At 59.3% G+C, this 24,467-nt stretch carries 22 protein-coding genes; 13 read left to right on the top strand and 9 right to left on the bottom strand.

Features of this window, described 5'->3' with window-relative positions; genetic code table 11:
* The first annotated feature begins 295 nt into the window (after positions 1 to 295).
* Positions 296 to 1,585 (top strand): citrate synthase, encoded by a 1,290-nt coding sequence (gene gltA, locus IMW75_RS22745; protein WP_003222994.1) that lies wholly within the window; start codon positions 296 to 298, stop codon positions 1,583 to 1,585.
* 684 nt (positions 1,586 to 2,269) lie between these two features.
* Here gltA and IMW75_RS22740 read toward each other — a convergent pair.
* The 3 genes from IMW75_RS22740 to IMW75_RS22730 all read right to left on the bottom strand — a co-directional run bounded on the left by IMW75_RS22740 (position 2,270) and on the right by IMW75_RS22730 (position 5,339).
* Positions 2,270 to 3,928 carry a cation acetate symporter gene (locus IMW75_RS22740; protein ID WP_045057754.1) on the bottom strand — a complete coding sequence of 553 codons (1,659 nt, stop codon included), beginning with the start codon at positions 3,926 to 3,928 and terminating at the stop codon, positions 2,270 to 2,272.
* Positions 3,925 to 4,236, bottom strand: coding sequence for a DUF485 domain-containing protein (locus IMW75_RS22735; RefSeq protein WP_042558286.1), 312 nt, complete (start codon positions 4,234 to 4,236; stop codon positions 3,925 to 3,927). The genes IMW75_RS22740 and IMW75_RS22735 overlap by 4 nt, the downstream gene beginning before the upstream one ends.
* Positions 4,237 to 4,487: 251 nt before the next feature.
* Complete coding sequence (locus IMW75_RS22730) at positions 4,488 to 5,339, bottom strand: glycine betaine ABC transporter substrate-binding protein (RefSeq protein ID WP_205893840.1); 852 nt, start codon at positions 5,337 to 5,339, stop codon at positions 4,488 to 4,490.
* A gap of 300 nt (positions 5,340 to 5,639) precedes the next feature.
* Here IMW75_RS22730 and IMW75_RS22725 point away from each other — a divergent pair, with 300 nt between their 5' ends.
* Complete coding sequence (locus IMW75_RS22725) at positions 5,640 to 7,238, top strand: glycoside hydrolase family 17 protein (RefSeq protein WP_205893839.1); 1,599 nt, start codon at positions 5,640 to 5,642, stop codon at positions 7,236 to 7,238.
* Between the two features lie 144 nt (positions 7,239 to 7,382).
* Here IMW75_RS22725 and IMW75_RS22720 read toward each other — a convergent pair whose 3' ends face one another.
* Positions 7,383 to 7,751, bottom strand: a complete 369-nt coding sequence (locus IMW75_RS22720; protein WP_205893838.1) for a hypothetical protein — start codon at positions 7,749 to 7,751, stop codon at positions 7,383 to 7,385.
* 223 nt (positions 7,752 to 7,974) lie between these two features.
* On the opposite strand from IMW75_RS22720, the gene IMW75_RS22715 reads away from it, so the two are divergent.
* Entirely contained in the window at positions 7,975 to 9,273 is a 1,299-nt protein-coding gene (locus tag IMW75_RS22715; protein ID WP_045057749.1) for a serine/threonine protein kinase, read from the top strand.
* Positions 9,266 to 10,054, top strand: coding sequence for an MlaA family lipoprotein (locus tag IMW75_RS22710; protein WP_045057748.1), 789 nt, complete (start codon positions 9,266 to 9,268; stop codon positions 10,052 to 10,054). Before IMW75_RS22715 ends, IMW75_RS22710 begins: the two co-directional genes overlap by 8 nt.
* Before the next feature lie 145 nt (positions 10,055 to 10,199).
* On the opposite strand, the gene IMW75_RS22705 is transcribed toward IMW75_RS22710, so the two are convergent.
* Entirely contained in the window at positions 10,200 to 11,114 is a 915-nt protein-coding gene (locus IMW75_RS22705) for a DUF808 domain-containing protein (RefSeq protein WP_205893837.1), read from the bottom strand.
* A gap of 134 nt (positions 11,115 to 11,248) precedes the next feature.
* Here IMW75_RS22705 and IMW75_RS22700 point away from each other — a divergent pair, with 134 nt between their 5' ends.
* Complete coding sequence (locus tag IMW75_RS22700; protein WP_205893836.1) at positions 11,249 to 11,854, top strand: TetR/AcrR family transcriptional regulator; 606 nt, start codon at positions 11,249 to 11,251, stop codon at positions 11,852 to 11,854.
* 99 nt (positions 11,855 to 11,953) lie between these two features.
* Here the strand turns inward: IMW75_RS22700 and IMW75_RS22695 are convergent, their stop codons facing one another.
* Together IMW75_RS22695 and IMW75_RS22690 are read right to left on the bottom strand one after the other, a co-directional pair.
* The gene (locus IMW75_RS22695) at positions 11,954 to 12,412 is read right to left on the bottom strand and encodes an REP-associated tyrosine transposase (RefSeq protein ID WP_045057746.1); all 459 of its coding nucleotides are present in this window, start codon (positions 12,410 to 12,412) and stop codon (positions 11,954 to 11,956) included.
* A 197-nt stretch (positions 12,413 to 12,609) separates the two neighbouring features.
* Positions 12,610 to 13,050: a GlcG/HbpS family heme-binding protein gene (locus tag IMW75_RS22690; RefSeq protein WP_045057745.1), complete on the bottom strand. Its 441-nt coding sequence runs from the start codon at positions 13,048 to 13,050 to the stop codon at positions 12,610 to 12,612.
* A 267-nt stretch (positions 13,051 to 13,317) separates the two neighbouring features.
* Between IMW75_RS22690 and gcl the strand changes: the two genes are divergently transcribed.
* The 8 genes from gcl to IMW75_RS22650 all read left to right on the top strand — a co-directional run bounded on the left by gcl (position 13,318) and on the right by IMW75_RS22650 (position 22,909).
* Entirely contained in the window at positions 13,318 to 15,093 is a 1,776-nt protein-coding gene (gcl, locus tag IMW75_RS22685) for a glyoxylate carboligase (protein ID WP_205893835.1), read from the top strand.
* A 65-nt stretch (positions 15,094 to 15,158) separates the two neighbouring features.
* Complete coding sequence (gene hyi, locus IMW75_RS22680; RefSeq protein ID WP_205893834.1) at positions 15,159 to 15,941, top strand: hydroxypyruvate isomerase; 783 nt, start codon at positions 15,159 to 15,161, stop codon at positions 15,939 to 15,941.
* Between the two features lie 149 nt (positions 15,942 to 16,090).
* A complete protein-coding gene (locus tag IMW75_RS22675) occupies positions 16,091 to 16,981 on the top strand; it encodes a 2-hydroxy-3-oxopropionate reductase (protein WP_045061178.1) in 891 nt (296 codons plus the stop codon).
* Between the two features lie 151 nt (positions 16,982 to 17,132).
* Positions 17,133 to 18,413, top strand: coding sequence for a glycerate kinase type-2 family protein (locus tag IMW75_RS22670; RefSeq protein WP_045061179.1), 1,281 nt, complete (start codon positions 17,133 to 17,135; stop codon positions 18,411 to 18,413).
* The gene (pyk, locus tag IMW75_RS22665; protein ID WP_205893833.1) at positions 18,403 to 19,818 is read left to right on the top strand and encodes a pyruvate kinase; all 1,416 of its coding nucleotides are present in this window, start codon (positions 18,403 to 18,405) and stop codon (positions 19,816 to 19,818) included. The genes IMW75_RS22670 and pyk overlap by 11 nt, the downstream gene beginning before the upstream one ends.
* A gap of 145 nt (positions 19,819 to 19,963) precedes the next feature.
* Positions 19,964 to 20,878: an urea transporter gene (locus IMW75_RS22660; RefSeq protein ID WP_205893832.1), complete on the top strand. Its 915-nt coding sequence runs from the start codon at positions 19,964 to 19,966 to the stop codon at positions 20,876 to 20,878.
* A gap of 21 nt (positions 20,879 to 20,899) precedes the next feature.
* Positions 20,900 to 21,724, top strand: a complete 825-nt coding sequence (locus IMW75_RS22655) for an ion transporter (protein WP_045061182.1) — start codon at positions 20,900 to 20,902, stop codon at positions 21,722 to 21,724.
* A gap of 186 nt (positions 21,725 to 21,910) precedes the next feature.
* Positions 21,911 to 22,909, top strand: a complete 999-nt coding sequence (locus IMW75_RS22650) for a sulfate ABC transporter substrate-binding protein (RefSeq protein ID WP_205893831.1) — start codon at positions 21,911 to 21,913, stop codon at positions 22,907 to 22,909.
* Between the two features lie 199 nt (positions 22,910 to 23,108).
* Here the strand turns inward: IMW75_RS22650 and IMW75_RS22645 are convergent, their stop codons facing one another.
* Positions 23,109 to 23,507 (bottom strand): RidA family protein, encoded by a 399-nt coding sequence (locus tag IMW75_RS22645; RefSeq protein WP_205893830.1) that lies wholly within the window; start codon positions 23,505 to 23,507, stop codon positions 23,109 to 23,111.
* 121 nt (positions 23,508 to 23,628) lie between these two features.
* Positions 23,629 to 23,964 carry a DUF6124 family protein gene (locus IMW75_RS22640; RefSeq protein ID WP_205893829.1) on the bottom strand — a complete coding sequence of 112 codons (336 nt, stop codon included), beginning with the start codon at positions 23,962 to 23,964 and terminating at the stop codon, positions 23,629 to 23,631.
* Positions 23,965 to 24,467: the final 503 nt, after the last annotated feature.

Raw genomic sequence — 24,467 nt, 5'->3', positions numbered from 1 at the left:
TAACCACCACCCAGGGATGCGACCCCCAATAAAGCAGGCCCAAAAGCCCCTGGAGGTCGGTGGCCGAGTATAGACAGTTAGGCTACTAATGACAACGCGTTCACCTTCCCCTAATAGCGCATTGCACAAGTTGGATAAAAGGCGTAAACGGCAGACAATTTCGAGGAAAAAGTCCGGTTAAAGCCTTCTGGAGCAAGACTTTAGGCAAATTGACATTCGAATTTATCTCACTATAGTGGTGCGGGCCCTGCGTGGGGGGTCTGTCTGATGATTTCAAGCATAAATAGGAGGCCACATGGCTGACAAAAAAGCGCAGTTGATCATCGAGGGCGCAGCCCCCGTCGAGCTGCCCATTTTAACCGGCACCGTTGGTCCCGATGTTATCGACGTTCGGGGCCTCACGGCCACGGGCCGTTTCACCTTTGACCCTGGTTTCATGTCGACCGCCTCGTGCGAGTCGAAGATTACCTATATCGACGGCGACAACGGCATTTTGTTGCACCGCGGCTACCCGATCGAACAGCTCGCTGAAAAATCGGACTACCTGGAAACTTGCTATCTGCTGCTCAACGGCGAATTGCCGACTGCAGAACAGAAAGCCCAGTTCGTCAGCACCGTCAAGAACCACACCATGGTTCATGAGCAGCTGAAGACCTTTTTCAACGGTTTCCGTCGCGACGCCCACCCGATGGCCGTCATGTGCGGTGTAGTTGGCGCCCTCTCGGCCTTCTATCACGACTCCCTGGACATCAATAACCCGCAGCATCGCGAAATCTCCGCGATCCGCCTGGTTGCCAAGATGCCGACCCTGGCAGCGATGGTTTACAAGTACTCCATGGGTCAACCCATGATGTACCCGCGCAACGACCTGACGTACGCGGAAAACTTCCTGCACATGATGTTCAACACCCCGTGCGAGATCAAACCGATCAGCCCGGTACTCGCCAAGGCCATGGACCGGATCTTCATCCTCCATGCCGACCACGAGCAGAACGCATCGACCTCCACCGTACGCCTGGCCGGCTCTTCGGGTGCCAACCCGTTCGCCTGTATCGCCGCCGGCATCGCTGCACTGTGGGGCCCTGCCCACGGCGGCGCGAACGAGGCTGTCCTGACCATGCTCGACGAGATTGGCGATGTGTCGAACATCGACAAGTTCATTGCCAAGGCCAAGGACAAGAACGATCCGTTCAAACTGATGGGCTTCGGTCACCGGGTCTACAAGAACCGCGACCCACGCGCCACAGTGATGAAGCAGACCTGCGACGAAGTATTGAAAGAGCTGGGCATCAACAACGATCCGCAACTCGAACTGGCCATGCGCCTGGAAGAGATCGCCCTGACCGATCCGTACTTCATCGAGCGCTCGCTGTACCCGAACGTCGACTTCTACTCGGGCATCATCCTCAAGGCGATCGGCATTCCAACCAGCATGTTCACCGTGATCTTCGCCCTGGCGCGGACCGTCGGCTGGATCTCCCACTGGAAAGAAATGCTCTCCAGCCCGTACAAGATCGGCCGCCCGCGCCAGTTGTACACCGGCTACGAGTCGCGTGACATTACCAAGCTGGAAGATCGTAAATAAGACCTGTCTTGCGATAACGTCTTGACGCTGCACCGGGAACGGCCTCTATGTGAATAGAGGCCGTTTTTGTTTGCCTGGGCTTTACGCAATGACTGAACCACCACTGTCGCCAGCAGGCTGGCTCCCACAGGAAGCACACATTCCAATGTGGGAGCCAGCCTGGGCTTTAGGCAATGTCTGAACCACCACTATCGCCAGCAGGCTGGCTCCCACAGGAAGCACACATTCCAACGTGGGAGCCAGCCCGGGCTTTAGGCAATGTCTGAACCACCACTATCGCCAGCAGGCTGGCTCCCACAGGAAGCTCATACTCCAATGTGGGAGCCAGCCTTGGTTTTAGGCAATGACTGAACCACCGCTGTCGCCAGCAGGCTGACTCCCACAGGAAGCTCACACTCCAATGTGGGAGCCAGCCTTGGTTTTAGGCAATGACTGAACCACCGCTGTCGCCAGCAGGCTGGCTCCCACAGGAGGCTCACACTCCAATGTGGGAGCCAGCCTTGGTTTTAGGCAATGACTGAACCACCGCTGTCGCCAGCAGGCTGGCTCCCACAGGAAGTACACATTCCAATGTGGGAGCCAGCCTGCTGGCGATGAGGCCGAACCTGACAACACACATTTTGGACAGGAACAAAAATGCCCCGATCTCTCGACCGGGGCATTTGTTAACAGCCTACGATGCGCTTAGTGCGAAACCGCCCCACTCGCCCCCAAACCTGTCTGCGAACGGACAAACTGCGGGAAGAACAGCGCCCGCTCCCTGTCTGCAGCCGCCGACTTGTCGGTGATCGAGAAGAACCAGATGCCCACGAACGCGATGATCATCGAGAACAGTGCCGGGTACTCATACGGGAAGATCGCCTTCTCGTGATGCAGGATCTGCACCCAGATGGTCGGGCCCAGGACCATCAAGCCAACAGCGCTCACCAGACCCAGCCAACCACCGATCATTGCCCCACGGGTAGTCAGCTTCTTCCAGTACATGGAAAGCAGCAGTACCGGGAAGTTACAGCTCGCCGCGATGGAGAATGCCAGGCCCACCATGAACGCGATGTTCTGGCTTTCGAACAGGATACCCAGGCCAATCGCCAGCACCGCCAGGGCGATAGTGGTGATTTTCGACACGCGGATCTCGTCCTTCTCGTTCGCCTTGCCTTTCTTGATCACGCTGGCGTACAGGTCGTGAGACACCGCCGAAGCACCGGCCAGGGTCAGACCGGCAACCACTGCCAGGATGGTCGCGAACGCTACCGCCGAGATAAAGCCCAGGAAGATACTGCCGCCCACTGCGTTAGCCAGGTGCACCGCCGCCATGTTGTTGCCGCCCAACAGCGCGCCAGCAGCATCTTTGAACGCCGGGTTGGTGCTGACCAGCAGGATCGCGCCGAAGCCGATGATGAAGGTCAGGATATAGAAGTAGCCAATGAAGCCGGTTGCGTACAGAACGCTCTTGCGGGCTTCTTTCGCGTCACTCACGGTGAAGAAGCGCATCAGGATGTGCGGCAGGCCAGCGGTACCGAACATCAGCGCCAGGCCCAGGGAGAACGCGGAGACCGGATCTTTCACCAGACCGCCAGGGCTCATGATTGCTTCACCTTTAGGGTGAACCTTGATCGCCTCGGAGAACAGCGCGTTGAAGTCGAAGTTGACGTGCTTCATTACCATCAACGCCATGAACGAGGCGCCGGACAGCAACAGTACTGCCTTGATGATCTGCACCCAGGTAGTCGCCAGCATGCCGCCGAACAGCACGTACATGCACATCAGGATACCGACCAGGATAACCGCAACGTGGTAGTCGAGGCCGAACAGCAGCTGGATCAGCTTGCCGGCACCCACCATTTGCGCGATCAGGTAGAACGCCACCACCACCAGCGAGCCGCAGGCGGACAGCGAGCGGATCTGGGTTTGCCCAAGGCGGTAGGACGCCACGTCGGCAAAGGTGTATTTACCCAGGTTACGCAGGCGCTCGGCGATCAGGAACAGAATGATCGGCCAGCCCACCAGGAAGCCGATCGAATAGATCAGGCCGTCGTAGCCAGAGGTGAACACCAGGGCGGAAATACCCAGGAAGGACGCCGCGGACATATAGTCACCGGCAATCGCCAGACCGTTCTGGAAACCGGTGATCTTGCCGCCGGCCGCATAGTAGTCGGCCGCCGAGTTGTTTTTCTTCGAGGCCCAGTAGGTGATACACAAAGTAGCGCCGACAAACGCCACGAACATCAGGATCGCCGGGACATTCAGTGGCTGCTTGGTCACTGCGCCGGTCAAGGCATCCGCCGCCCAGGCACCCGGTGCAAATGCTGCAACGCTCAATAGAGCCAATAGACGCCGGATCATTGCTGAGCCTCCTTGAGAATCGCATTGTTCAGGTCGTCAAATTCGCCGTTGGCGCGTTTTACGTAGATGCCGGTCAGGATGAAGGCGGAGAGGATCAGCCCAACACCGATCGGAATGCCCCAGGTAATGGATGACTCAGGACTGATTTTCGCGCCCAGCAAATGCGGCCCGTAAGCGATCAGAAGAATGAATCCGGAGTAAAGCCCAAGCATGATCGCCGAAAGAATCCAGGCGAACTTTTCTCGCTTGCTAACCAGCTCCTTGAAACGCGGGCTGTTTTGAATCGAGAGGTAAATGCTGTCGTTCATTGTTTTTATCCTCGCAGCACAGATTATTGTTGGAACGTTATCCACTCTATGCGGCTGCGGGCCAGGTTCCAGACGACCTTAGTATTAGAACGACATGACAGACTCGCCATTTTCCAGCAGCAAACAATTTCCCTGCCTTAAACACAACTGTAGGAGCTGCCGCAGGCTGCGATCTTTTGATCTTGAAAAATCAAAATCAGAAGATCGCAGCCTGCGGCAGCTCCTACAGGGTATAGATGCCTGACCTCAGATTACTTGATCCAGTCAGCTACACGCTCAGGGTGTTTCGCAACCCAAGCCTTGGCCGCGGCGTCCGGCTTGGCGCCATCCTGGATGGCCAGCATCACTTCGCCTATTTCGTCTTTCGACGCCCACTGGAAGTTCTTCAGGAACTTGGCCACTTCCGGTGCCTTGGTCGCCAGCTCTTTGCTGCCGATGCTGTTCACGGTTTCAGCCGCGCCATAGACGCCTTTCGGGTCGTCGAGGAAGCGCAGTTTCCACTTGGCGAACATCCAGTGTGGCACCCAGCCGGTAACGGCGATGGATTCGTTCTTTTTCTCGGCACGGGTCAGCTCGGCAATCATGCCGGCGCCGGAGCTTGCCTTGAGGGTGTAATTGCTCAGGCCGTAATCCTTGATCGCCTGATCGGTCTTGAGCATCACGCCCGAACCGGCGTCGATGCCAACGATGCGGCCCTTGAAGCTGTCGTCGGTTTTGAGGTCTTCAATCGACTTGGCTTTGACGTACTCCGGCACGATCAAGCCAATCTTGGCATCCTTGAAGTTCGGACCGTAGTCGACTACCTGGTCCTTGTTCTTGACCCAGTAGTCGCCGTGGGTCACCGGCAGCCAGGCGGAGAGCATCGCGTCGAGCTTGCCGGTGGCCACGCCCTGCCACATGATCCCGGTCGCCACCGCTTGCAGCTTCACGTCATAACCGAGTTTCTGCTTGATCACTTCGGCCGCCACATGAGTGGTCGCGACGCTGTCGGACCAACCGTCGACATAACCGATGCTCAGGGTCTTGCTCTCGGCATTGGCCATTGTGGAGCCAATCGCAAGCACCAAAGCGGCACCCGCGCCTAAAAGTCGTCGCATCTTCATCGTTACTTCCCCGAAAGTGCTGCGCTCGACGGATGCCGAGTCGCGTCAACGTATTGTTCTGGTGCGCCGCGCCCCCATCACGCACACCGCAAGCTCGTTCGATCATCAGCTCGGTTTTTCCATGAGAGCACTGACGCCTCGATAATCAACCTGACGCCGCGGGCGACCTGCTCTGCCAGCGACCTCAAGCCATCGAGAAACGACATCAGAACGCCATTAATGATCGCCACTCCCCCGCACCCGGCCAATCCGCCCGAACATTGCATGTCAAAACCATGCGAGGCACCAAGCGCGCGGTAAATGCAGGTAACATGCCCCGCTTTGCTCCCAGACGGCCTGACCATGTCCGCGATCTCGCGCTTTCCTTTTTTTGCCTATCTGTTCGCCTGCCTGCTTGGGCTTTTTGCCTTGTGTGGTTTCTGGTACGGCCTTGGTAAACCGGTGATCCTGCCGGACGTCGCCAGCGCTACGCACAAGTTGCAGTGCGCTTCCTACACGCCGTTCGACAAGGACCAGTCGCCGTTCGACGTGCCGTTCAAATTACGCCCTGAGCGCATGGACGCCGATCTCGCGCTGCTCGCCACGCGCTTTGAATGCATCCGCACCTACTCAATGACCGGCCTCGAAGCCCTGCCCGATCTGGCGCGCAAGCATGGCTTGAAGTTGATGATCGGCGCCTGGGTCAACAGCAACCCGGTGGACACGGCCAAGGAAGTCGACCTGCTGATCGCTTCGGCCAATGCCAATGCCGACGTGGTGACGTCGGTGATCGTCGGCAACGAAGTGCTGTTGCGCAAGGAAATCACCGGCCCGCAACTGGCCGTGCTGATCAACAAGGTCAAGAGCAACGTAAAACAACCCGTGACCTATGCCGACGTCTGGGAATTCTGGCTCAAGCACCCGGAAATCGCCCCGGCGGTGGATTTCCTGACCATCCATTTGCTGCCGTACTGGGAAGACGATCCCTCCAACATTGATGCCGCACTGCAGCATGTGGCTGAAGTGCGCCAGGTGTTCGGCAACAAATTCGCCCCGAAGGACGTCATGATTGGCGAAACCGGCTGGCCGAGCGAAGGACGCCAGCGCGAGACGGCCCTGCCCAGCCGGGTCAATGAAGCCAAGTTCATCCGCGGTTTTGTTGCCATGGCAGAACAACAGGGTTGGCACTACAACCTGATCGAAGCCTTCGACCAGCCATGGAAACGCGCCAGTGAAGGTGCGGTGGGCGGTTACTGGGGACTGTTCGATGCTGATCGCCAGGATAAGGGCGTGCTGGCCGGTCCCGTGTCGAACGTGCCGTACTGGGCGCAATGGCTGGTGGTCGGCGGTTTGATTTTCCTTGGCACCCTGGTGCTTGGCGGTCGCGTGCGCAGCACTCGAGCGGCCCTGGTGCTGCCTTTAATGGGCGCCTTGGCAGCGTGTTCCATCGGCGCCTGGGGCGACCTGGCGCGCGTCACCACCCGATTTGCCAGCGAATGGCTGTGGGTTGCGTTACTGACGGCATTAAATCTGTTGGTGCTGGCCCATGCCGCACTGACCTTGAGCGCTCGCACGGGCTGGCGTGGACGAGCATTCAATGTGCTGGAGCGCAGGGCCGGCTGGCTGGTCGCCGGCGCAGGCTTTGCCGGTGCGGTGATGATGCTGGAACTGGTGTTCGATGCGCGTTATCGCAGCTTCCCAAGCATGGCATTCATCCTGCCGGCGCTGATCTACCTGTGCCGCCCGGTGAGCGTGCCACGCCGGGAAATCGCCGTGCTGACTTTCATTATCGGCGCAGGCATTGCGCCGCAGCTGTTTGTAGAAGGGTTGCAGAACCAGCAGGCCTGGGCCTGGGCGCTGGTGAGTGGGCTGATGGTGGCGGCGTTGTGGCGGTGCTTGCGGGTTCGTCAGCAGGGCTGATCCTTCAGCGAACCTGCGGGCCTCATCGCGGGCAAGCCTTGCTCCCACAGAGGTCTGACTGAGCAAACTGTGGCGCAAGGCTTGTTCCCACAACGGGCTGACTCACCCTCCTGTGGGAGCAAGGATTGCCCGCGATGGCCGCTATCAGTCGCTACGAGCCGCCCGCACCAGCCGCAAAGCTGCAATCACCACCGCAAACACCGCCAACGTCGTGTTGTACAACGCCAATGCGGGAAACCCCAGCACCAGGGCCAACACCGCCAACCACCACCCTGCCCGGCCAGGCACAACAAAGCCCAGCACCGCTGCGGCGATCGCCGACCAGCCTAATACCTTGAAGTGAATCATCAAGCCCAGGCTCGAACGCGCCTGGCATTCCCAGCGACTGGCCTCATCCACGCAGATGCCCACCCACTGCGCGTCTTCCATGAAGCCATAACGCGCGCCGTAACTGGCGGCCAGCCACAACGGCAGCAAAACAAGCAGCAGAATCACGGGTAGACGGCGGGACATGGGGCACTCCAATAGGCGAAAACGGCCGCCAGCTTAATCTTCCTCACAATTTAATCAAACGCGCGCGACAGATAAGTAGTCATCAAATGGCTGCAAAGTGTATCGTCCAGCTACTATTACCCGAAATTACGCCTGTTTCGTGCCGATGCGTGGCACTTTGGCGGCAAAGCCGTGGTCATAGCCTGCGAACTTCATCCGGCACCTTCCTCTAAGGGATCTAGTCATGCTCCGTTCCTTGCGCTTCGCCGCCCTGTTTGGCGGCCTTATTTTGAGTGCGTCCGCACTGGCGGTCGACATCGACGCCGCCAGTTATGGCTACCCCTTGACCAACCCGTTTGAGGCCACCATTGCCACGACTCCACCGGACCTGCGTCCGGAGTTGCCGCTGGACGACGACATCAATCAGGAAGACCGCAGCGTCACCCTGCGGCCGGAGCGCGCATTCCAACTGCCGGACAACTTCTGGGCGGTCAAGAAGCTTACCTATCGCATCGCCACCCAGGACAAAGCCGCGCCGCTGATCTTCCTGATCGCCGGTACCGGCGCGCGCTATGACAGCAGCCTCAACGAATATTTGAAAAAGCTCTACTACAAGGCCGGCTACCACGTCGTGCAGTTGTCCTCGCCGACCAGCTTCGACTTCATCAGCGCCGCCTCGCGCTTCGCCACCCCGGGCATCACCAAGGAAGATGCCGAAGACATGTACCGGGTCATGCAGGCGGTGCGGGCGCAGAATCCGAAAGTACCGGTGACCGAGTACTACCTCACCGGCTACAGCCTGGGCGCCCTGGATGCGGCCTTTGTCGCGCACCTGGACGAGACCCGCCGCAGTTTCAATTTCAAGAAAGTGCTGCTGCTCAACCCACCGGTCAACCTTTACACCTCCATCACCAACCTGGACAAACTCGTCCAGACCGAGGTTAAAGGCATCAACAACAGCACCACCTTTTATGAACTGGTGCTGAACAAACTGACCCGCTACTTCCAGCAGAAAGGTTACGTCGACCTCAACGATGCGCTGCTCTACGACTTCCAGCAGTCCAAGCAGCACTTGAGCAACGAACAGATGGCGATGTTGATCGGCACCTCGTTCCGCTTCTCGGCAGCCGATATTTCGTTCACCTCGGACTTGATCAACCGTCGCGGCCTGATTACTCCACCGAAATACCCGATCACCGAAGGCACCAGCCTTACACCGTTCCTCAAGCGCGCGCTGCAGTGTGATTTCGACTGCTACATCACCGAACAGGTGATTCCGATGTGGCGTGCCCGCACGGACGGGGGCAGCCTGCTGCAGCTGATCGACCAGGTGAGCCTCTACGCGCTCGAGGATTACCTGCGCGACAGCCCGAAAATTTCCGTTATGCACAACGCCGACGATGTGATCCTGGGCCCCGGTGACCTGGGTTTCCTGCGCAAGACGTTCGGTGACCGCCTGACCGTTTATCCATTGGGCGGCCATTGCGGCAACCTCAATTACCGCGTCAACAGCGACGCCATGCTGGAGTTCTTCCGTGGCTAAATCTCTCCTGCTTATCGCAGCGTTACTCTGTGCAGGCGTCGCCCATGCCGACAACAGCAAAGCCAATGCGCCTATCGTCGTCGATAGCGATGGCTTCAAGGAACCGCTGAGCAAACTCAAGTTCAACCCGGGACTGGATCAGCGCGAGTTCGAGCGCTCGACGCTCAACGCGCTTAACGTCTATGACCCACTGGAAGAGTGGAACCGCCGGGTCTACCACTTCAACTACCGCTTCGACCAATGGGTGTTCCTGCCTGTGGTCGATGGTTACCGCTACATCACGCCGAGCTTCCTGCGCACCGGCGTGAGCAACTTTTTCAACAACCTCGGCGATGTGCCGAACCTGATGAACAGCCTGCTGCAGTTCAAGGGCAAGCGCTCGATGGAAACCACCGCGCGCCTGCTGCTGAACACCACGATCGGCATCGCCGGCCTCTGGGACCCGGCCACCGCCATGGGCCTGCCGCGCCAGAGCGAAGACTTCGGCCAGACCCTGGGCTTCTACGGCGTACCGGGCGGTGCCTACTTCGTGCTGCCAATCCTCGGCCCGTCCAACATCCGCGACACCGGCGGCCTGGCCGTGGACTTTACCGCCGAGTCGGCGATCAACTTCCTCAACGTTTCGGAAGTCAGCTCCAACCACCCGGAAGTCTGGATGCTGCGCGCAGTTGATCGGCGCTATCAGACCAGCTTCCGTTACGGCCAGCTGAACTCGCCGTTCGAGTACGAGAAGGTGCGCTACGTGTATACCGAATCGCGCAAGTTGCAGATCGCCGAGTAACAGCGGCAACATCAAAACCAATTGTGGGAGCGGGCTTGCCCGCGATGGGGCCACAACATTCACCCTCTACGTTGAATGTCGCGCCGCCATCGCGGGCAAACCCGCTCCCACATTGGACAGTATTAACTTTGAAATGCGTGCAGCTTCAGCTCTTCAGCGCTTTCCAGATTTTGCTCACCAGCATCACCCCCGCCAACACCACCGCACCCGCCACAATCCCTGCCACGGCATTAAGCAACATCGGCACGATAAAGCCGGCCCCGCCAGCACCCGCGCTGACTTCCTCGATCCAGTGATGAACCACCGGCACGCCATGGGTCAGAATCCCGCCGCCGACCAGGAACATCGCCGCGGTACCAATCACCGAAAGGCTTTTCATCATGTAGGGCGCGGCCCGCAGGATTCCATTGCCGATACTCTTGGCCATCTGGCCTGGCTTCTGGGTCAGCCACAAGCCCAGATCATCGAGTTTGACGATGCCCGCGACCAGGCCGTAGACGCCCACGGTCATCACGATGGCGATCCCCGACAACACGATGACCTGCTGGGTCAGCGAAGCGCCCGCCACGGTTCCCAGGGTGATGGCGATGATTTCCGCCGACAGGATGAAATCAGTACGAATGGCGCCCTTGATCTTGTCCTTCTCGAAAGCCACCAGGTCGGTCGCCGGGTCGGCTACCGCTTCGACCAGCTGGGCGTGTTCAGCCTCGTCCTCAGCCTTGCTGTGGAGGAATTTATGCGCCAGCTTCTCAAACCCTTCAAAGCACAGGTAAGCCCCACCGACCATCAACAATGGCGTCACCAGCCACGGGACGAATGCGCTGATCGCCAGCGCCGACGGCACCAGGATCAGCTTATTCAGGAACGAGCCCTTGGCAACGGCCCATACCACCGGTATTTCGCGCTCGGCACGTACTCCGGACACCTGCTGCGCATTGAGTGCCAGGTCATCACCCAGCACGCCTGCCGTCTTTTTCGCGGCCATCTTGGTCATCAGCGCTACATCGTCGAGCACTGCGGCGATGTCGTCGATCAGCAACAGCAAACTGCTTCCTGCCATGAATGAAATTTCCTGCAAAGAGTGAATGCTGGGCAGCATAGCCTGCCAGAGCCGTCGCGGGGCATTCTTGAGCGGTGCGCAAAGCCGGTGCTACCATGCGCCACCGCCAGTACAGGCAAGGAACCACCTGGTTTATGAGCACTATCCGCGAGCGCAACAAAGAACTGATCCTGCGTGCCGCCAGTGAAGAATTTGCCGACAAGGGCTTCGCTGCGACCAAAACCAGTGACATCGCAGCCAAGGCGGGTTTGCCCAAGCCTAACGTCTACTACTATTTCAAATCCAAGGAAAACCTCTACCGCGAGGTTCTGGAAAGCATCATCGAGCCCATCCTGCAGGCCTCGACGCCGTTCAACGCCGACGGTGTACCCAGTGAAGTGCTGAGCGGTTACATCCGCTCGAAAATCCGCATCTCCCGCGACCTGCCGTTTGCCTCCAAGGTGTTCGCCAGCGAAATCATGCACGGCGCCCCACACCTGAGCGCCGACCTGGTCGAACAACTGAACAGCCAGGCCGAGCACAACATCGACTGCATCCAGACCTGGATCGACCGCGGCCAGATCGCAACGATCGACCCTAATCACCTGATGTTCAGCATCTGGGCAGCGACCCAGACGTATGCAGACTTTGACTGGCAGATCACTGCAATTACCGGCAAGGCGAAGCTGGATGAAGAGGATTACGAAGCAGCGGCGCAGACGATTATCCGGTTGGTGTTGAAGGGGTGTGAGCCGGACTGATGTCATCGCCAGCAGGCTGGCTCACACAGTTGACTCTGACAATCAGATAACACCCTGTGGGAGCCAGCCTGCTGGCGATGGGGACGACTCCGATTCGGGTCAAACCCAGATAGCATCCCACAACGGATAGTCGCCAAGCTTCTCTACCAGTCCAGCCCGCAGCGGGTTGGCTACAACATATCGAGCCATTTTCACTAAATCCTCTTCCCGCCGCAGCGCCCGGTCGTGAAACCCTCTCTGCCAGAGACTGGTGGTTCGACCGGTAGACTGCTTCACTGCCTTGGTGCTCAAGGATTTAGTCCTTTGCACCAGTCCACCCAACGACCCCTGCCGCAACTCAATCAACCAATGAAAGTGATCGGGCATGACAACCCATGCCAGTGAGTTGGCGAAGCCTTGATCCTGAGCGCAGCGAAATTGATTGACCACCCCTCTACCCAAGGAGAAGTCCTTGAATATGGGCTCTCGGTCGCGAGTATTGATAGTCAGCAGGTAAATGCGGCTGGATTCAGCATAGCGGCCGATTCGCAGGCGCTTTGAAGCGGGTAAATCAGGCATTCCTTTGCCCTTTGCATGATTGATTCAGGAACTAGGCTAGTCCTGATATTCCCCAAGGGCGGGGCAGACAGTTAGCTGGATGTGTCTGAATGTCCGTCATCGCCAGCAGGCTGGCTCACACAGTTGATCTCTGACACTCCAGATAAACCCCTGTGGGAGCCAGCCTGCTGGCGATAGCGGTATCAATCACCCATAGATCAAGCCACTACTCCCGCATCCGCCCGCAACCCCGACGCCTCGATCGCACTGATTGCACACTGCTCATCAACATCCGAAAGATCGCCGCTGATCCCCACCGCTCCCAGTACATTCCCGTCCTGATCCCGGATCAACACACCACCCGGTGCCGGCACCACGCTGCCCTGCCCCAAACTGTTCAAGGCCGCGATGAATGCCGGGCGTTGTTGTGCGTCCAGTGCCAGCAGGCGCGACCCCTTGCCCAGGGCGATTGCGCCCCAGGCCTTGCCGATGGCCACTTGCGGGCGCAGCAGGCTGGCGCCGTCCTCGCGTTGCAAGGTGATCAAATGCCCGCCGGCATCCAGTACTGCAATGGTCAGTGGAGCCGCAGAGATTGCACGCCCTGCCGAAATGGCCTGATTGACCAAGTTGACTGCAACTTTCAAGGTTAAAGCGCTCATGGTGCCGTCCTCATTTTGTTATAGGGAAAGCCAGTGGCCTGCGCGCAAGTGCCGCAGCCCGATGCAACAAATAGAACACAATGAGTTATTTTTTTGTATACAATAATTATCGAAAAGCGCCACATGCGACGAAAAGCCACAGCACAAAGGGCTTCCGACGAATGAAACAGTCGCTTGAGAAAATGGATTGACCTGCGCCGTCCGCCGTGAATAAACTCTGCGCAAAGCCACTTGTATACAATTACAAAACGTAAGAGGCACAAAACCATGAGCAAAATGAGAGCAATCGAAGCCGCCGTTCTGGTGATGCGCCGTGAAGGGGTTGATACCGCTTTTGGCATCCCGGGCGCCGCGATCAACCCGCTGTACTCCGCCTTGCAAAAGGTCGGTGGCATCGATCACGTCCTCGCTCGCCACGTTGAAGGCGCGTCGCACATGGCCGAGGGCTACACCCGCACCAAGGCTGGCAACATCGGCGTGTGCATCGGCACTTCGGGACCCGCTGGTACGGACATGGTCACCGGGCTCTACAGCGCCTCGGCCGACTCGATTCCAATCCTCTGCATCACCGGCCAGGCCCCCCGCGCCCGTATGCACAAGGAAGATTTCCAGGCGGTGGACATCACTGCCATCGTCAAGCCGGTCACCAAGTGGGCGACCACTGTGATGGAACCGGGCCAGGTGCCCTACGCTTTCCAGAAAGCCTTCTACGAAATGCGCTCCGGTCGCCCGGGCCCGGTGCTGATTGACCTGCCGTTCGACGTGCAGATGGCCGAAATCGAGTTCGACATCGACGCCTACGAACCACTGCCACTGGCCAAGCCGACCGCTAACCGCGTGCAGATCGAGAAGGCCCTGGCCATGCTCGACCAGGCTGAGCGTCCATTGCTGGTCGCCGGTGGTGGCATCATCAACGCCGATGCCGCCGAGCTGCTGGTGGAGTTCGCCGAGCTGACCGGAATTCCCGTTATCCCGACCCTGATGGGCTGGGGCACGATTCCGGACGATCACCCATTGATGGTGGGCATGGTCGGACTGCAGACCTCGCACCGCTACGGCAACGCCACGATGCTCAAGTCCGACCTGGTGCTGGGCGTGGGTAACCGTTGGGCCAACCGTCACACCGGTTCCATCGACGTCTACACCGAAGGCCGCAAGTTCATTTACGTCGACATCGAGCCGACCCAGATCGGCCGCGTGTTCACCCCGGACCTGGGCATCGTTTCCGATGCTGCCGCCGCGCTGACCGTGTTCATCGAAGTCGCTCGCGAATGGCAAGCAGCCGGCAAGCTGAAAAACCGTAGCGCCTGGCTGCAGGACTGCCAGCAGCGCAAGGCCAGCCTGCACCGCAAGACCCACTTCGACAACGTGCCGGTCAAGCCGCAGCGCGTGTATGAAGAAATGAACCAGGTGTTCGGCAAGGACACCTGCTACGTCAGCACCATCGGTCTGTCGCAGATTGCCGGCGCGCAGTTCCTGCATGTGTACAAGCCGCGTCACTGGATCAACTGTGGCCAGGCCGGTCCGTTGGGCTGGACCATTCCGGCGGCACTGGGCGTGGTCAAGGCAGATCCGAGCCGCAAGGTCGTGGCACTGTCGGGCGACTATGATTTCCAGTTCATGATCGAAGAACTGGCCGTGGGCGCGCAGTTCAAACTGCCGTACATCCACGTTGTGGTAAACAACTCGTACCTGGGCCTGATCCGTCAGGCGCAGCGCGGTTTTGACATGGACTACTGCGTGCAGCTGTCCTTCGATAACCTCAACGCTCCGGAACTCAACGGTTACGGTGTCGATCACGTCGCGGTCGCCGAAGGCCTGGGTTGCAAGGCACTGCGTGTGTTCGAACCGGCTCAGATCCAGCCTGCCCTGCGCAAGGCCCAGGAACTGATCGAAGAGTTCAAGGTGCCGGTGATCGTGGAGATTATCCTGGAGCGTGTGACCAACATTTCCATGGGTACCGAGATCAACGCCGTCAACGAGTTCGAAGACCTGGCGCTGGTCGGCAACGACGCACCGACTGCGATTTCGTTGCTCGACTGATCCACTATTGTTGATGGTTCGCCGGTGTAGGAGCCGTCATTCTCAATTTATAACAGGAGATCACCATGCCGCGTTTCGCAGCCAACCTGTCCATGCTGTTCACCGAACAGGATTTTCTTGCCCGTTTCGAAGCGGCCGCCAAGGCCGGTTTCAGTGGTGTCGAGTACCTGTTTCCTTACGATTTCAGCTCGGCCGAGATCAAGGCCACCCTCGACGCCAACGGCCTGACCCAGGTGCTGTTCAACCTGCCGGCCGGTGACTGGGCCAAGGGCGAGCGCGGCATCGCGTGCCTGCCGGATCGGGTTGAAGAATTCCGCGCCGGTGTCGACCTGGCGATTGCCTACGCGCAAGTGCTGGGCAATACCCAGGTCAACTGCCTGGCGGGCATTCGTCCACAAGGCGTGGATGACGCCACCGTGGAAAAAACCTTTGTCGCCAACCTCAAGTACGCAGCCGAAAAGCTGCAGGCGGCGGGGATCAAGCTGGTCATGGAAGCGATCAACACCCGCGACATTCCGGGTTTCTACCTGAACAACACGGCCCAGGCCCTGTCGATTCGCGAACAAGTGGGCAGCGCCAACCTGTTCCTGCAATACGACATCTACCACATGCAAATCATGGAAGGCGACCTGGCCCGCACCCTGCAATCGCACCTGGGCGAGATCAACCATGTGCAGTTGGCCGACAACCCGGGGCGTAACGAACCCGGTACCGGTGAGATCAACTACCGCTTCCTGTTCGAGCACCTGGACCGCATCGGTTACCAGGGGTGGGTGGGTTGCGAATACAAGCCGTTGACCACCACTGAAGCCGGTCTGGGCTGGCTCAAGACCCACAACGCGATCTAAACGAACATGACATCTCTGTAGGAGCTGCCGAAGGCTGCGATCTTTTGATCTTGATTTTGAAGATCAAGATCAAGATCAAAATCAAAATCAAAAGATCGCAGCCTTCGGCAGCTCCTACAGGGAACCGCATAAAACAAGAGGAATTTCTCATGGCTAAAATCGGATTTATCGGCACCGGCATCATGGGCCACCCAATGGCGGCGAACCTGCAAAAAGCCGGTCACAGCCTGTTCCTGTCGGCACACCACGACGCCGCGCCTGCTGACCTGGTTGCCGCCGGCGCGATCGCCCTGGCGAACCCGAAAGAAGTCGCCCAGGAAGCTGAAGTCATCATCATCATGGTGCCCGATACCCCACAGGTCGACGACGTGCTGTTCCGCGCCGACGGCGTCGCCGCCGGTATTGGCAAAGGCAAGATCGTCATCGACATGAGCTCCATCTCGCCGACCGCGACCAAGGCCTTCGCCGCCAAGATCAACGAAACAGGCGCCCAGTACCTCGACGCACCGGTGTCCGGTGGTGAAGTCGGCGCAAAAGCCGCGACCCTGAGCATCATGGTCGGCGGCGATACCGACGCCTTCGAACGCGTACTGCCGCTGTTCCAGGCCATGGGCAAGAACATCACCCTGGTGGGCGGCAATGGCGATGGGCAGACCGCGAAAGTGGCCAACCAGATCATCGTGGCGCTGAACATCCAGGCCGTGGCCGAAGCGCTGCTGTTTGCTTCGAAAAACGGCGCCGACCCGGCCAAGGTGCGTGAAGCGCTGATGGGTGGTTTTGCTTCCTCCAAGATCCTCGAAGTGCACGGCGAGCGTATGATCAAAGGCACCTTCGATCCGGGTTTCCGTATCAGCCTGCACCAGAAGGACCTGAACCTGGCCCTGGCCGGTGCCCGCGAGTTGGGCATCAACCTGCCGAACACCGCCAACACCCAGCAAGTGTTCAGCACCTGCGCGGCGATCGGTGGCAGCAACTGGGACCACTCGGCACTGATCAAGGGCCTGGAGCACATGGCGAATTTCTCGATTCGCGATAAATAAACCCTGCACAAACCCTGTGGGAGCTCGCCTGCTAGCGATGAAATCAACGCGGTGTGTCTGTTAGACCTCAGCGCCTGAATCGCCAGCAGGCTGGCTCCCACAAGGAGCAGAGTTGCTCCACCTCCAATAACAAGAATTCCGGGAGCCTGCCATGTCGGTCGATCCGCAACAATTTCTTCGCGACCTGTTCGCCACCGCCATCGACGCGGCCCATCCACAACACGTTCTCGAAGCTTACCTGCCACGTGATCGCACGGGCCGGGTGATCGTAATCGGCGCCGGCAAAGCCGCTGCTGCCATGGCTCAAGTGGTCGAACGCTGCTGGCAGGGCGAAGTCTCCGGCCTGGTGGTCACCCGTTACGGCCATGGCGCACCCTGCGAAAAAATCGAAGTGGTCGAAGCTGCGCACCCGGTGCCCGATGCCGCCGGCCTGGCCGTGGCCAAGCGCGTGCTGGAGCTGGTCAGCAACCTGAGCGAAGACGACCGCGTGATCTTTCTGCTCTCGGGCGGAGGCTCGGCGCTGCTCGCCCTGCCCGCTGCCGGCATTACCCTGGCTGACAAGCAGTCCATCAACAAAGCCCTGCTCAAGTCCGGCGCCACCATCGGCGAGATGAACTGTGTGCGTAAGCACCTCTCGGCGATCAAGGGTGGCCGTCTCGGCAAGGCCTGCTGGCCTGCCACCGTTTACACCTACGCCATTTCCGACGTACCGGGCGACCTCGCCACGGTCATCGCGTCCGGCCCGACCGTGGCCGACCCAAGCACCAGCGCCGAAGCCCTGGCGATCCTCAAGCGCTACGCCATCGAAGTTCCGGCGTCCGTACGCGAGTGGCTGCAAAATCCCGAATCGGAAACTGTAAAACCTGACGACCCGAGCTTGGCCCGCAGTCATTTCCAGCTGATCGCCCGGCCTCAACAGTCGCTGGAAGCGGCCGCAGTGAAAGCCCGGCAAGCCGGTTTCAGCCCGCTCATCCTCGGTGACCTGGAAGGCGAATCCCGGGAAGTGGCCAAGGTTCACGCCGGCATTGCGCGGCAAGTGGTGCTGCATGGTCAGCCCCTGCCCGCCCCCTGCGTGATCCTTTCCGGCGGCGAAACCACCGTGACCGTGCGTGGCAATGGCCGGGGTGGGCGCAACGCCGAGTTTCTCCTCAGCCTGACCGACAGCCTCAAGGGCCTGCCTGGGGTGTACGCCTTGGCTGGGGACACCGATGGCATCGATGGTTCCGAAGACAATGCCGGCGCGATCATGACGCCCGACAGCTACGCCCGTGCCACCGCCCTGGGCCTGAGCGCCAGCGATGAACTCGACAACAATAACGGCTACGGTTATTTCCAGGCGCTGGACGCCCTGATTGTCACCGAGCCGACCCGCACCAACGTCAACGATTTCCGCGCCATCCTGATCCTCGAGAGCCCTAAAAATGACGCCTGACAAGAAGGTTAAAATCCTCGCCACCCTCGGCCCCGCCACCGACGGTATTGACGACATTCGCGAGCTGGTCGAGGCCGGGGTCAATATTTTTCGCCTGAACTTCAGCCATGGCGATCACGCCGATCATGCTCAGCGCTACCAGTGGATCCGCGAAGTCGAGCGCCAGCTCAACTATCCGCTGGGCATCCTGATGGACCTGCAAGGCCCCAAGCTGCGGGTCGGCAAGTTCGCCGAAGGCAAGGTGCAGCTGGTGCGCGGCCAGGCCCTGCGCCTGGACCTGGATGCAACACCGGGTGATGAGCGACGAGTCAACCTGCCCCACCCGGAAATCATCGCCGCGCTGGAGCCGGGCATGGACCTGCTGCTCGATGACGGCAAGCTGCGCCTGCGGGTGGTAACCAAATACGCCGACGCCATCGACACCACGGTGCTCAATGGCGGCGAGCTGTCGGACCGCAAAGGCGTGAACGTACCGCAAGCGGTGCTGGAGTTGAGCCCCCTGACGGCCAAGGACCGCCGCGACCTGAGTTTCGGCCTGGAGCTGGGCGTGGACTGGGTGGCGCTGTCGTTTGTACAGCGCCCGGAAGACATCCGCGAAGCACGCTCACTGATATGCGACAAAGCGTTCCTGATGGCCAAGATCGAGAAGCCCTCGGCGGTCACCCAGTTGCGCGAAATCGCCGAATTGAGCGATGCGATCATGGTGGCTCGCGGCGACCTCGGCGTGGAAGTGCCCGCCGAAAGCGTGCCGCAGATCCAGAAGAACATCATCAGCACCTGCCGCGAGCTCGGCAAACCGGTGGTAGTGGCCACGCAGATGCTCGAATCGATGCGCTTCTCCCCTGCGCCCACCCGCGCCGAGGTGACCGATGTCGCCAACGCCGTGGCTGAAGGGGCTGACGCGGTGATGCTCTCGGCGGAAACCGCCTCGGGCGAATACCCGCTGGAAGCCGTGCAGATGATGAGCAAAATCATCCGCCAGGTGGAAAACGGTCCGGACTACCAGGCGCAACTGGATGTGAGCCGGCCAAAAGCCGAGGCCACGGTGTCCGATGCCATCAGCTGCGCGATTCGCCGCATCAGCAACGTGCTTCCGGTGGCGGTGCTGGTCAACTACAGCGAGTCGGGGGCCTCCAGCCTGCGCGCTGCCCGTGAGCGGCCGACGGTGCCCATCCTTAACCTGACACCAAACCTGCAGGCCGCCCGCCGCTTGACCGTGGCCTGGGGTGTGCACTCGGTGGTCAATGACCGGCTGCGCCAGGTGGACGAAGTGTGCTCGACGGCACTGGAGATCGCACAGGCCCAGGGCATGGCCCAGCGCGGCGACACCTTGCTGATCACTGCGGGTGTGCCGTTTGGGCAGCCGGGGTCGACTAACTCGTTGCGTATCGAGACGTTGATCTAGAACGCCTATATCGGCCTCATCGCCAGCAGGCTGGCTCCCACATTGGTTTTGTGTCGTTCACATCATCAAGGCTGAACGGAGATTCAGTGTGGGAGCCAGCCTGCTGGCAATGCAGGCGCCCCATTTCACCTGACACACAATAAAAATGCCTGCCAACCACTTCAACACCCACTGCCCCGATTGGGCGACTGCCCTGCTCAACGGCTTCAGCCAGATTTTCCTCCAGCGGCACCCGCTGTTTGGCTTGCTGTGCCTGTTGGCCATTCTGTTCACCGCGCCTGCCCTGCTCGGCGGTGCACTGCTGGGCGGTGTCGCCGGCTTGCTTACCGCGCAACGTCGCGGCTACGCCAAGGCCGACCGTCAGGCTGGACTGTTCAGCTACAACGGCGTGCTGCTCGGTTTGCTGCTGAGCCTGTATTTCCCTTGGTCCGCGTTGCTGCCACCGCTGATCATTGCTGCGGGCGGGCTGAGTGCGATGTTCACCCAACAGTGGCTCAAACGTGTGCGCTTCAGCCAGTACCTGCCAGCCTATACGGCGCCATTCGTGGTACTGGGCTGGTTGCTGTTGTGCTTCGCCACGCCCTCGAGCAATGCGCAGTTGATCGAAATCAGCCCGCAGAACATCCTCGCCGCTCCACTCAAAGGCCTGGGCCAGGTGATGTTCCTCGGTCATCCGCTGGCCGGCGCGATGATTGCCGCCGGCTTGCTGATCGCCGACCGTCGTGGCTTCTGCTGGGCGATGCTGGCGTCTGTCGCGGGCATGGGCTGGAGCATGCTGCATCACGACTTCTACAGCGCATTGATCGGCCTGGGTGGCTACAACGCCGTACTCGCCGCCCTTGCCTGCAACTCACTGCACCAGAAGCCTTGGCTGCCGCTGCTCGGAATTGCATTCGCACTGATACTGACTCCGGTGTTTGCCGCCATCGGCCTGCCGACGCTGACCGCCCCTTTCATCCTCGCCTGCTGGCTGATCCGCACGGTTGTGCAAATGCTCGGAAAGGCCGCTGTCGCCCATACGCCTTGCGCTCTGGAGGAGAATCAACCTAGGCTTCGCTGATCATTGGTTCAGGCGGTATCCATGGACAGCAGCAGAAACTGGCGTGAAGAGCTTTACGTCATGGTTTTCCAGAGCGACACCAAGGCGGGGCGGCGCTTCGACGGCATTTTGCTGTTGATCATCCTCGCCAGCATTGTGATTGTGATGCTCGACAGCATCGACTCGATCCACCAGAACTACGCCAACGTGCTGGCGTATATCGAGTGGGGCTTTACGATTATTTTCGCCATCGAGTACGGCTTGCGGTTGTACTGCTCCCCCAAGCCGTTGCGCTACGCATTCAGCTTTTACGGGCTGGTGGATTTGCTGGCGATCGTGCCCGGCATCCTGGCGCTGTATTACGCCGACGCGCAGTACCTGCTGATCATCCGCATCATCCGCATGTTGCGGATATTCCGCGTGCTCAAGCTCAGCCCCTATCTCAAGCAAGCCAACTACCTGATGTCGGCGCTGCGTGGCAGCAAGCAGAAGATCGTGGTGTTCCTGGTCAGCGTATGCACCCTGGTGACGGTGTTTGGCACGCTGATGTACGTGATCGAAGGCCCGGAACATGGCTTCACCAGCATCCCCAAAGGCATCTATTGGGCGATCGTTACGCTGACCACCGTGGGCTTTGGCGACATCGTGCCGAAGACCCCGCTGGGCCAGGTAATTTCGTCGCTGGTGATGATCACCGGTTACTCGATCATCGCCGTGCCCACCGGGATTTTTACCGCAGAACTGGCCAACGCCATGCGCGGTGAGCAGCTGCAACACGACTGCCCGGTGTGCCGCAAGAACAGTCACGAACACGGCGCCGCATTCTGCTCGCGCTGCGGCAATGCGCTGTTCAAGAAACTGGAATAAGCACAGAGCTTTTTAATCTTTAAAGGACTATGCCGCTGCCGTTATAGTCGCTGCGGTAAGATGCCGACACCTACTGGACCTGAAAAAATGACCCCGTAGGAGCTGCCGAAGGCTGCGATCTTCTTCCTCAAATCAGGATCAAAAGATCGCAGCCTTCGGCAGCTCCTACCAAACAAGGAATGCGCAGTGAAAAAACTCTTTGGTGCCTCACTTCTCGCCGCTGGCCTGGCACTGACCGGCATGGCTCAGGCCGCACCGACCCTGCTCAACGTTTCCTACGACGTGATGCGCGATTTCTACAAGGACTACAACACTGCCTTCCAGAAGCACTGGCAAGCCGAGCACAACGAAAACATCACCGTACAGATGTCTTTCGGCGGCTCCAGCAAACAGGCGCGTTCGGTGATCGATGGCCTGCCCGCTGACGTGATCACCATGAACATGGCCACCGACATCAATGCCCTGGCGGACAACGGCAAACTGGTCCCGGACAACTGGGTCACCCGCCTGCCGAACAACAGCGCGCCATTCACCTCGGCCACCGTGTTCATCGTCCGCAAGGGCAACCCGAAAGCCTTGAAAGACTGGCCCGACCTGCTCAAGGAAGGCGTGCAAGTCATAGTGCCGAACCCGAAAACCTCGGGTAACGGTCGCTACACCTACCTCTCGGCCTGGGGTTACGTGCTGAAAAACGGCGGTGACGAGAACAAAGCCAAGGACTTCGTCGGCAAACTGTTCAAGCAGGCTCCGGTGCTCGATACTGGCGGCCGCGCGGCCACCACCACCTTCATGACCAACCAGATCGGCGACGTGCTGGTGACCTTCGAAAACGAAGCGGAAATGGTTGCCCGCGAATTCGGTCGCGACCAGTTTGAAGTCATTTACCCCAGCGTCTCCGCCGAAGCCGAGCCGCCAGTGTCTGTGGTCGACAAAGTCGTCGAGAAAAAAGGCACCCGCGCAGCCGCCGAGGAATACCTGAAGTACCTGTGGTCCCCGCAAGGCCAGGAAATCGCGGCGGCGAACTACCTGCGCCCGCGTGACCCGGCTGTGCTTGCCAAGTACACCGATCGCTTTCCGAAAGTGGATTTTCTTTCGGTAGAGAAAACCTTCGGTGACTGGCGCACCGTGCAAAAAACCCACTTCAATGATGGTGGGGTTTTTGACCAGATCTACGGCGGCCAGTGATCGCTGAGCGGTAATGAAAAAGGCGACCTGAGGTCGCCTTTTTTGTGGGTGTGCACTTTAACTGGAGCTCCCCCCAAACTGCAGGGGGAAGGTCTGTTGGAGCAAGGCCTGTGGGGCCAATGTCTGCTGTGCTAAGTATGTGGGAGCAAGGCTTGCCCGCGATGAACGATGACACGGTCTTCTCAGGGCTCTGCGACCATCAAGGCAAAACCGCCTCCACCTCAATCTCGATCAACCACTCCGGCAAAGAAAGCCCACTGACAATGACCCACGAAGACGCAGGCGGCTTACCCGAAAACCGTTCCAGCAGGACGCGGGTTATCTGGTCCTGCTCATCCCTGGCAGACTCCGCGACGTAAATCCGCATCATGACCACATGCGCCAGATTCCCACCGGCCTCATTCAAAATGCTCTCGATATTCTGGAAAGCTTTGACCGTCTGCTCGTACAGCCCGGGCGCAACCGTGCGCTCGAACTCATCGACCCCCACCTGACCAGACAGCAGCACCCGCCGCCCACCAGTGACTTCCACGGCCTGGCTGAATCCGTATTGAAGAGAATCAAAAACGGTCGATGGATTGATAGTTGTTTTCAGCATGGAAACTCCCTGTTCGTTGAAACGAATCGGGAAAACTAAACCAACCCAATGGCGAGTTCTACCCGGAGTATGGCCGCTGCAACACCGGGAAACTCAATAACCAGCGACCGTCGATTCGTCGCTACTCCTGAGGTTCGATGTTATCCAGCGCACGGTTTACCGCCAATTCGGCCAGCATGATGATCTGCGCTATTCCCAACAGGGCGTTGCGATACGGGCCAGTGATAAAGCCTGCCAGGTAATTGGCCATCACATTCGCCGATGCCAGGGATTCGCAGGCGTGGGCCAGCAAGGTTTCGGTGGCGATGTCAGGGGCGATCATGAACATGCTTTCGGGTTTGTAGGGGGTTTCAGCGTGTTTAAGGGCGCTGAAGTTGAGGTAGTTTTGCTGGGCTGAATCGTCAGATTCAGTGTGCTCTTGGTCTGGCTGCGGGGGGTTGGGCGTGGGTTTGAACATGGTGAAGCTCCTTGATTAATGGAGCCGCCACTGTTCGCTGCGAAACGAGGGAGGTGGCAGCTGTACGCAGGTTCGCAGACCGGGAATCAAGGAACCCGGCAGACCCGAAGATCTCCCGCGCACAGCCGCCATAACGAAATGCCGCGGACGTAAAAAACGCCAACTGAACGTAACGGTAGCGCTGAGCGCCTTGATTGACCCGGGCTGCGAAACCCGATCACTGATGAGCAGTGACGGAAATCAAGCTACCGGACGTGTCCAAACCGCACAAGCCGGCGGATTCTGACGTAGTTGTAGGCAAAGGCGCAAGGCGACGTAGCCTGCTTCCTACATCCGACATCATGCGGTGTTTGTCAGACTGCCATCGCGGGCAAGCCTGAACTGGTCAAGCAATCCCGGACACCGTTTACGGTGCTTATGCCGCTTTTTGCTCCATAGCTATTGGCGACAGGTAGTTGTTGTAGCTGTGGAGCCTGGTGCGGTTGTAGTACATGAAGAAACGC

The organism is Pseudomonas gregormendelii, assembly GCF_017114825.1.
GTDB lineage: Bacteria > Pseudomonadota > Gammaproteobacteria > Pseudomonadales > Pseudomonadaceae > Aquipseudomonas > Aquipseudomonas gregormendelii.
The sequence above is the reverse complement of the archived record's forward strand: the minus strand, read 5'-3'. Positions and strand labels throughout refer to the sequence as shown.

Excerpts from the sequence above, each read along its gene's own strand:
- gltA (WP_003222994.1), top strand. The coding sequence starts at position 296 with ATGGCTGACAAAAAAGCGCAGTTGATCATCGAGGGCGCAGCCCCCGTC.
- IMW75_RS22740 (WP_045057754.1), bottom strand. The coding sequence starts at position 3,928 with ATGATCCGGCGTCTATTGGCTCTATTGAGCGTTGCAGCATTTGCACCG.
- IMW75_RS22735 (WP_042558286.1), bottom strand. The coding sequence starts at position 4,236 with ATGAACGACAGCATTTACCTCTCGATTCAAAACAGCCCGCGTTTCAAG.
- IMW75_RS22730 (WP_205893840.1), bottom strand. The coding sequence starts at position 5,339 with ATGAAGATGCGACGACTTTTAGGCGCGGGTGCCGCTTTGGTGCTTGCG.
- IMW75_RS22725 (WP_205893839.1), top strand. The coding sequence starts at position 5,640 with ATGCAGGTAACATGCCCCGCTTTGCTCCCAGACGGCCTGACCATGTCC.
- IMW75_RS22720 (WP_205893838.1), bottom strand. The coding sequence starts at position 7,751 with ATGTCCCGCCGTCTACCCGTGATTCTGCTGCTTGTTTTGCTGCCGTTG.
- IMW75_RS22715 (WP_045057749.1), top strand. The coding sequence starts at position 7,975 with ATGCTCCGTTCCTTGCGCTTCGCCGCCCTGTTTGGCGGCCTTATTTTG.
- IMW75_RS22705 (WP_205893837.1), bottom strand. The coding sequence starts at position 11,114 with ATGGCAGGAAGCAGTTTGCTGTTGCTGATCGACGACATCGCCGCAGTG.
- IMW75_RS22700 (WP_205893836.1), top strand. The coding sequence starts at position 11,249 with ATGAGCACTATCCGCGAGCGCAACAAAGAACTGATCCTGCGTGCCGCC.
- IMW75_RS22695 (WP_045057746.1), bottom strand. The coding sequence starts at position 12,412 with ATGCCTGATTTACCCGCTTCAAAGCGCCTGCGAATCGGCCGCTATGCT.
- IMW75_RS22690 (WP_045057745.1), bottom strand. The coding sequence starts at position 13,050 with ATGAGCGCTTTAACCTTGAAAGTTGCAGTCAACTTGGTCAATCAGGCC.
- gcl (WP_205893835.1), top strand. The coding sequence starts at position 13,318 with ATGAGCAAAATGAGAGCAATCGAAGCCGCCGTTCTGGTGATGCGCCGT.
- hyi (WP_205893834.1), top strand. The coding sequence starts at position 15,159 with ATGCCGCGTTTCGCAGCCAACCTGTCCATGCTGTTCACCGAACAGGAT.
- IMW75_RS22675 (WP_045061178.1), top strand. The coding sequence starts at position 16,091 with ATGGCTAAAATCGGATTTATCGGCACCGGCATCATGGGCCACCCAATG.
- IMW75_RS22670 (WP_045061179.1), top strand. The coding sequence starts at position 17,133 with ATGTCGGTCGATCCGCAACAATTTCTTCGCGACCTGTTCGCCACCGCC.
- pyk (WP_205893833.1), top strand. The coding sequence starts at position 18,403 with ATGACGCCTGACAAGAAGGTTAAAATCCTCGCCACCCTCGGCCCCGCC.
- IMW75_RS22660 (WP_205893832.1), top strand. The coding sequence starts at position 19,964 with ATGCCTGCCAACCACTTCAACACCCACTGCCCCGATTGGGCGACTGCC.
- IMW75_RS22655 (WP_045061182.1), top strand. The coding sequence starts at position 20,900 with ATGGACAGCAGCAGAAACTGGCGTGAAGAGCTTTACGTCATGGTTTTC.
- IMW75_RS22645 (WP_205893830.1), bottom strand. The coding sequence starts at position 23,507 with ATGCTGAAAACAACTATCAATCCATCGACCGTTTTTGATTCTCTTCAA.
- IMW75_RS22640 (WP_205893829.1), bottom strand. The coding sequence starts at position 23,964 with ATGTTCAAACCCACGCCCAACCCCCCGCAGCCAGACCAAGAGCACACT.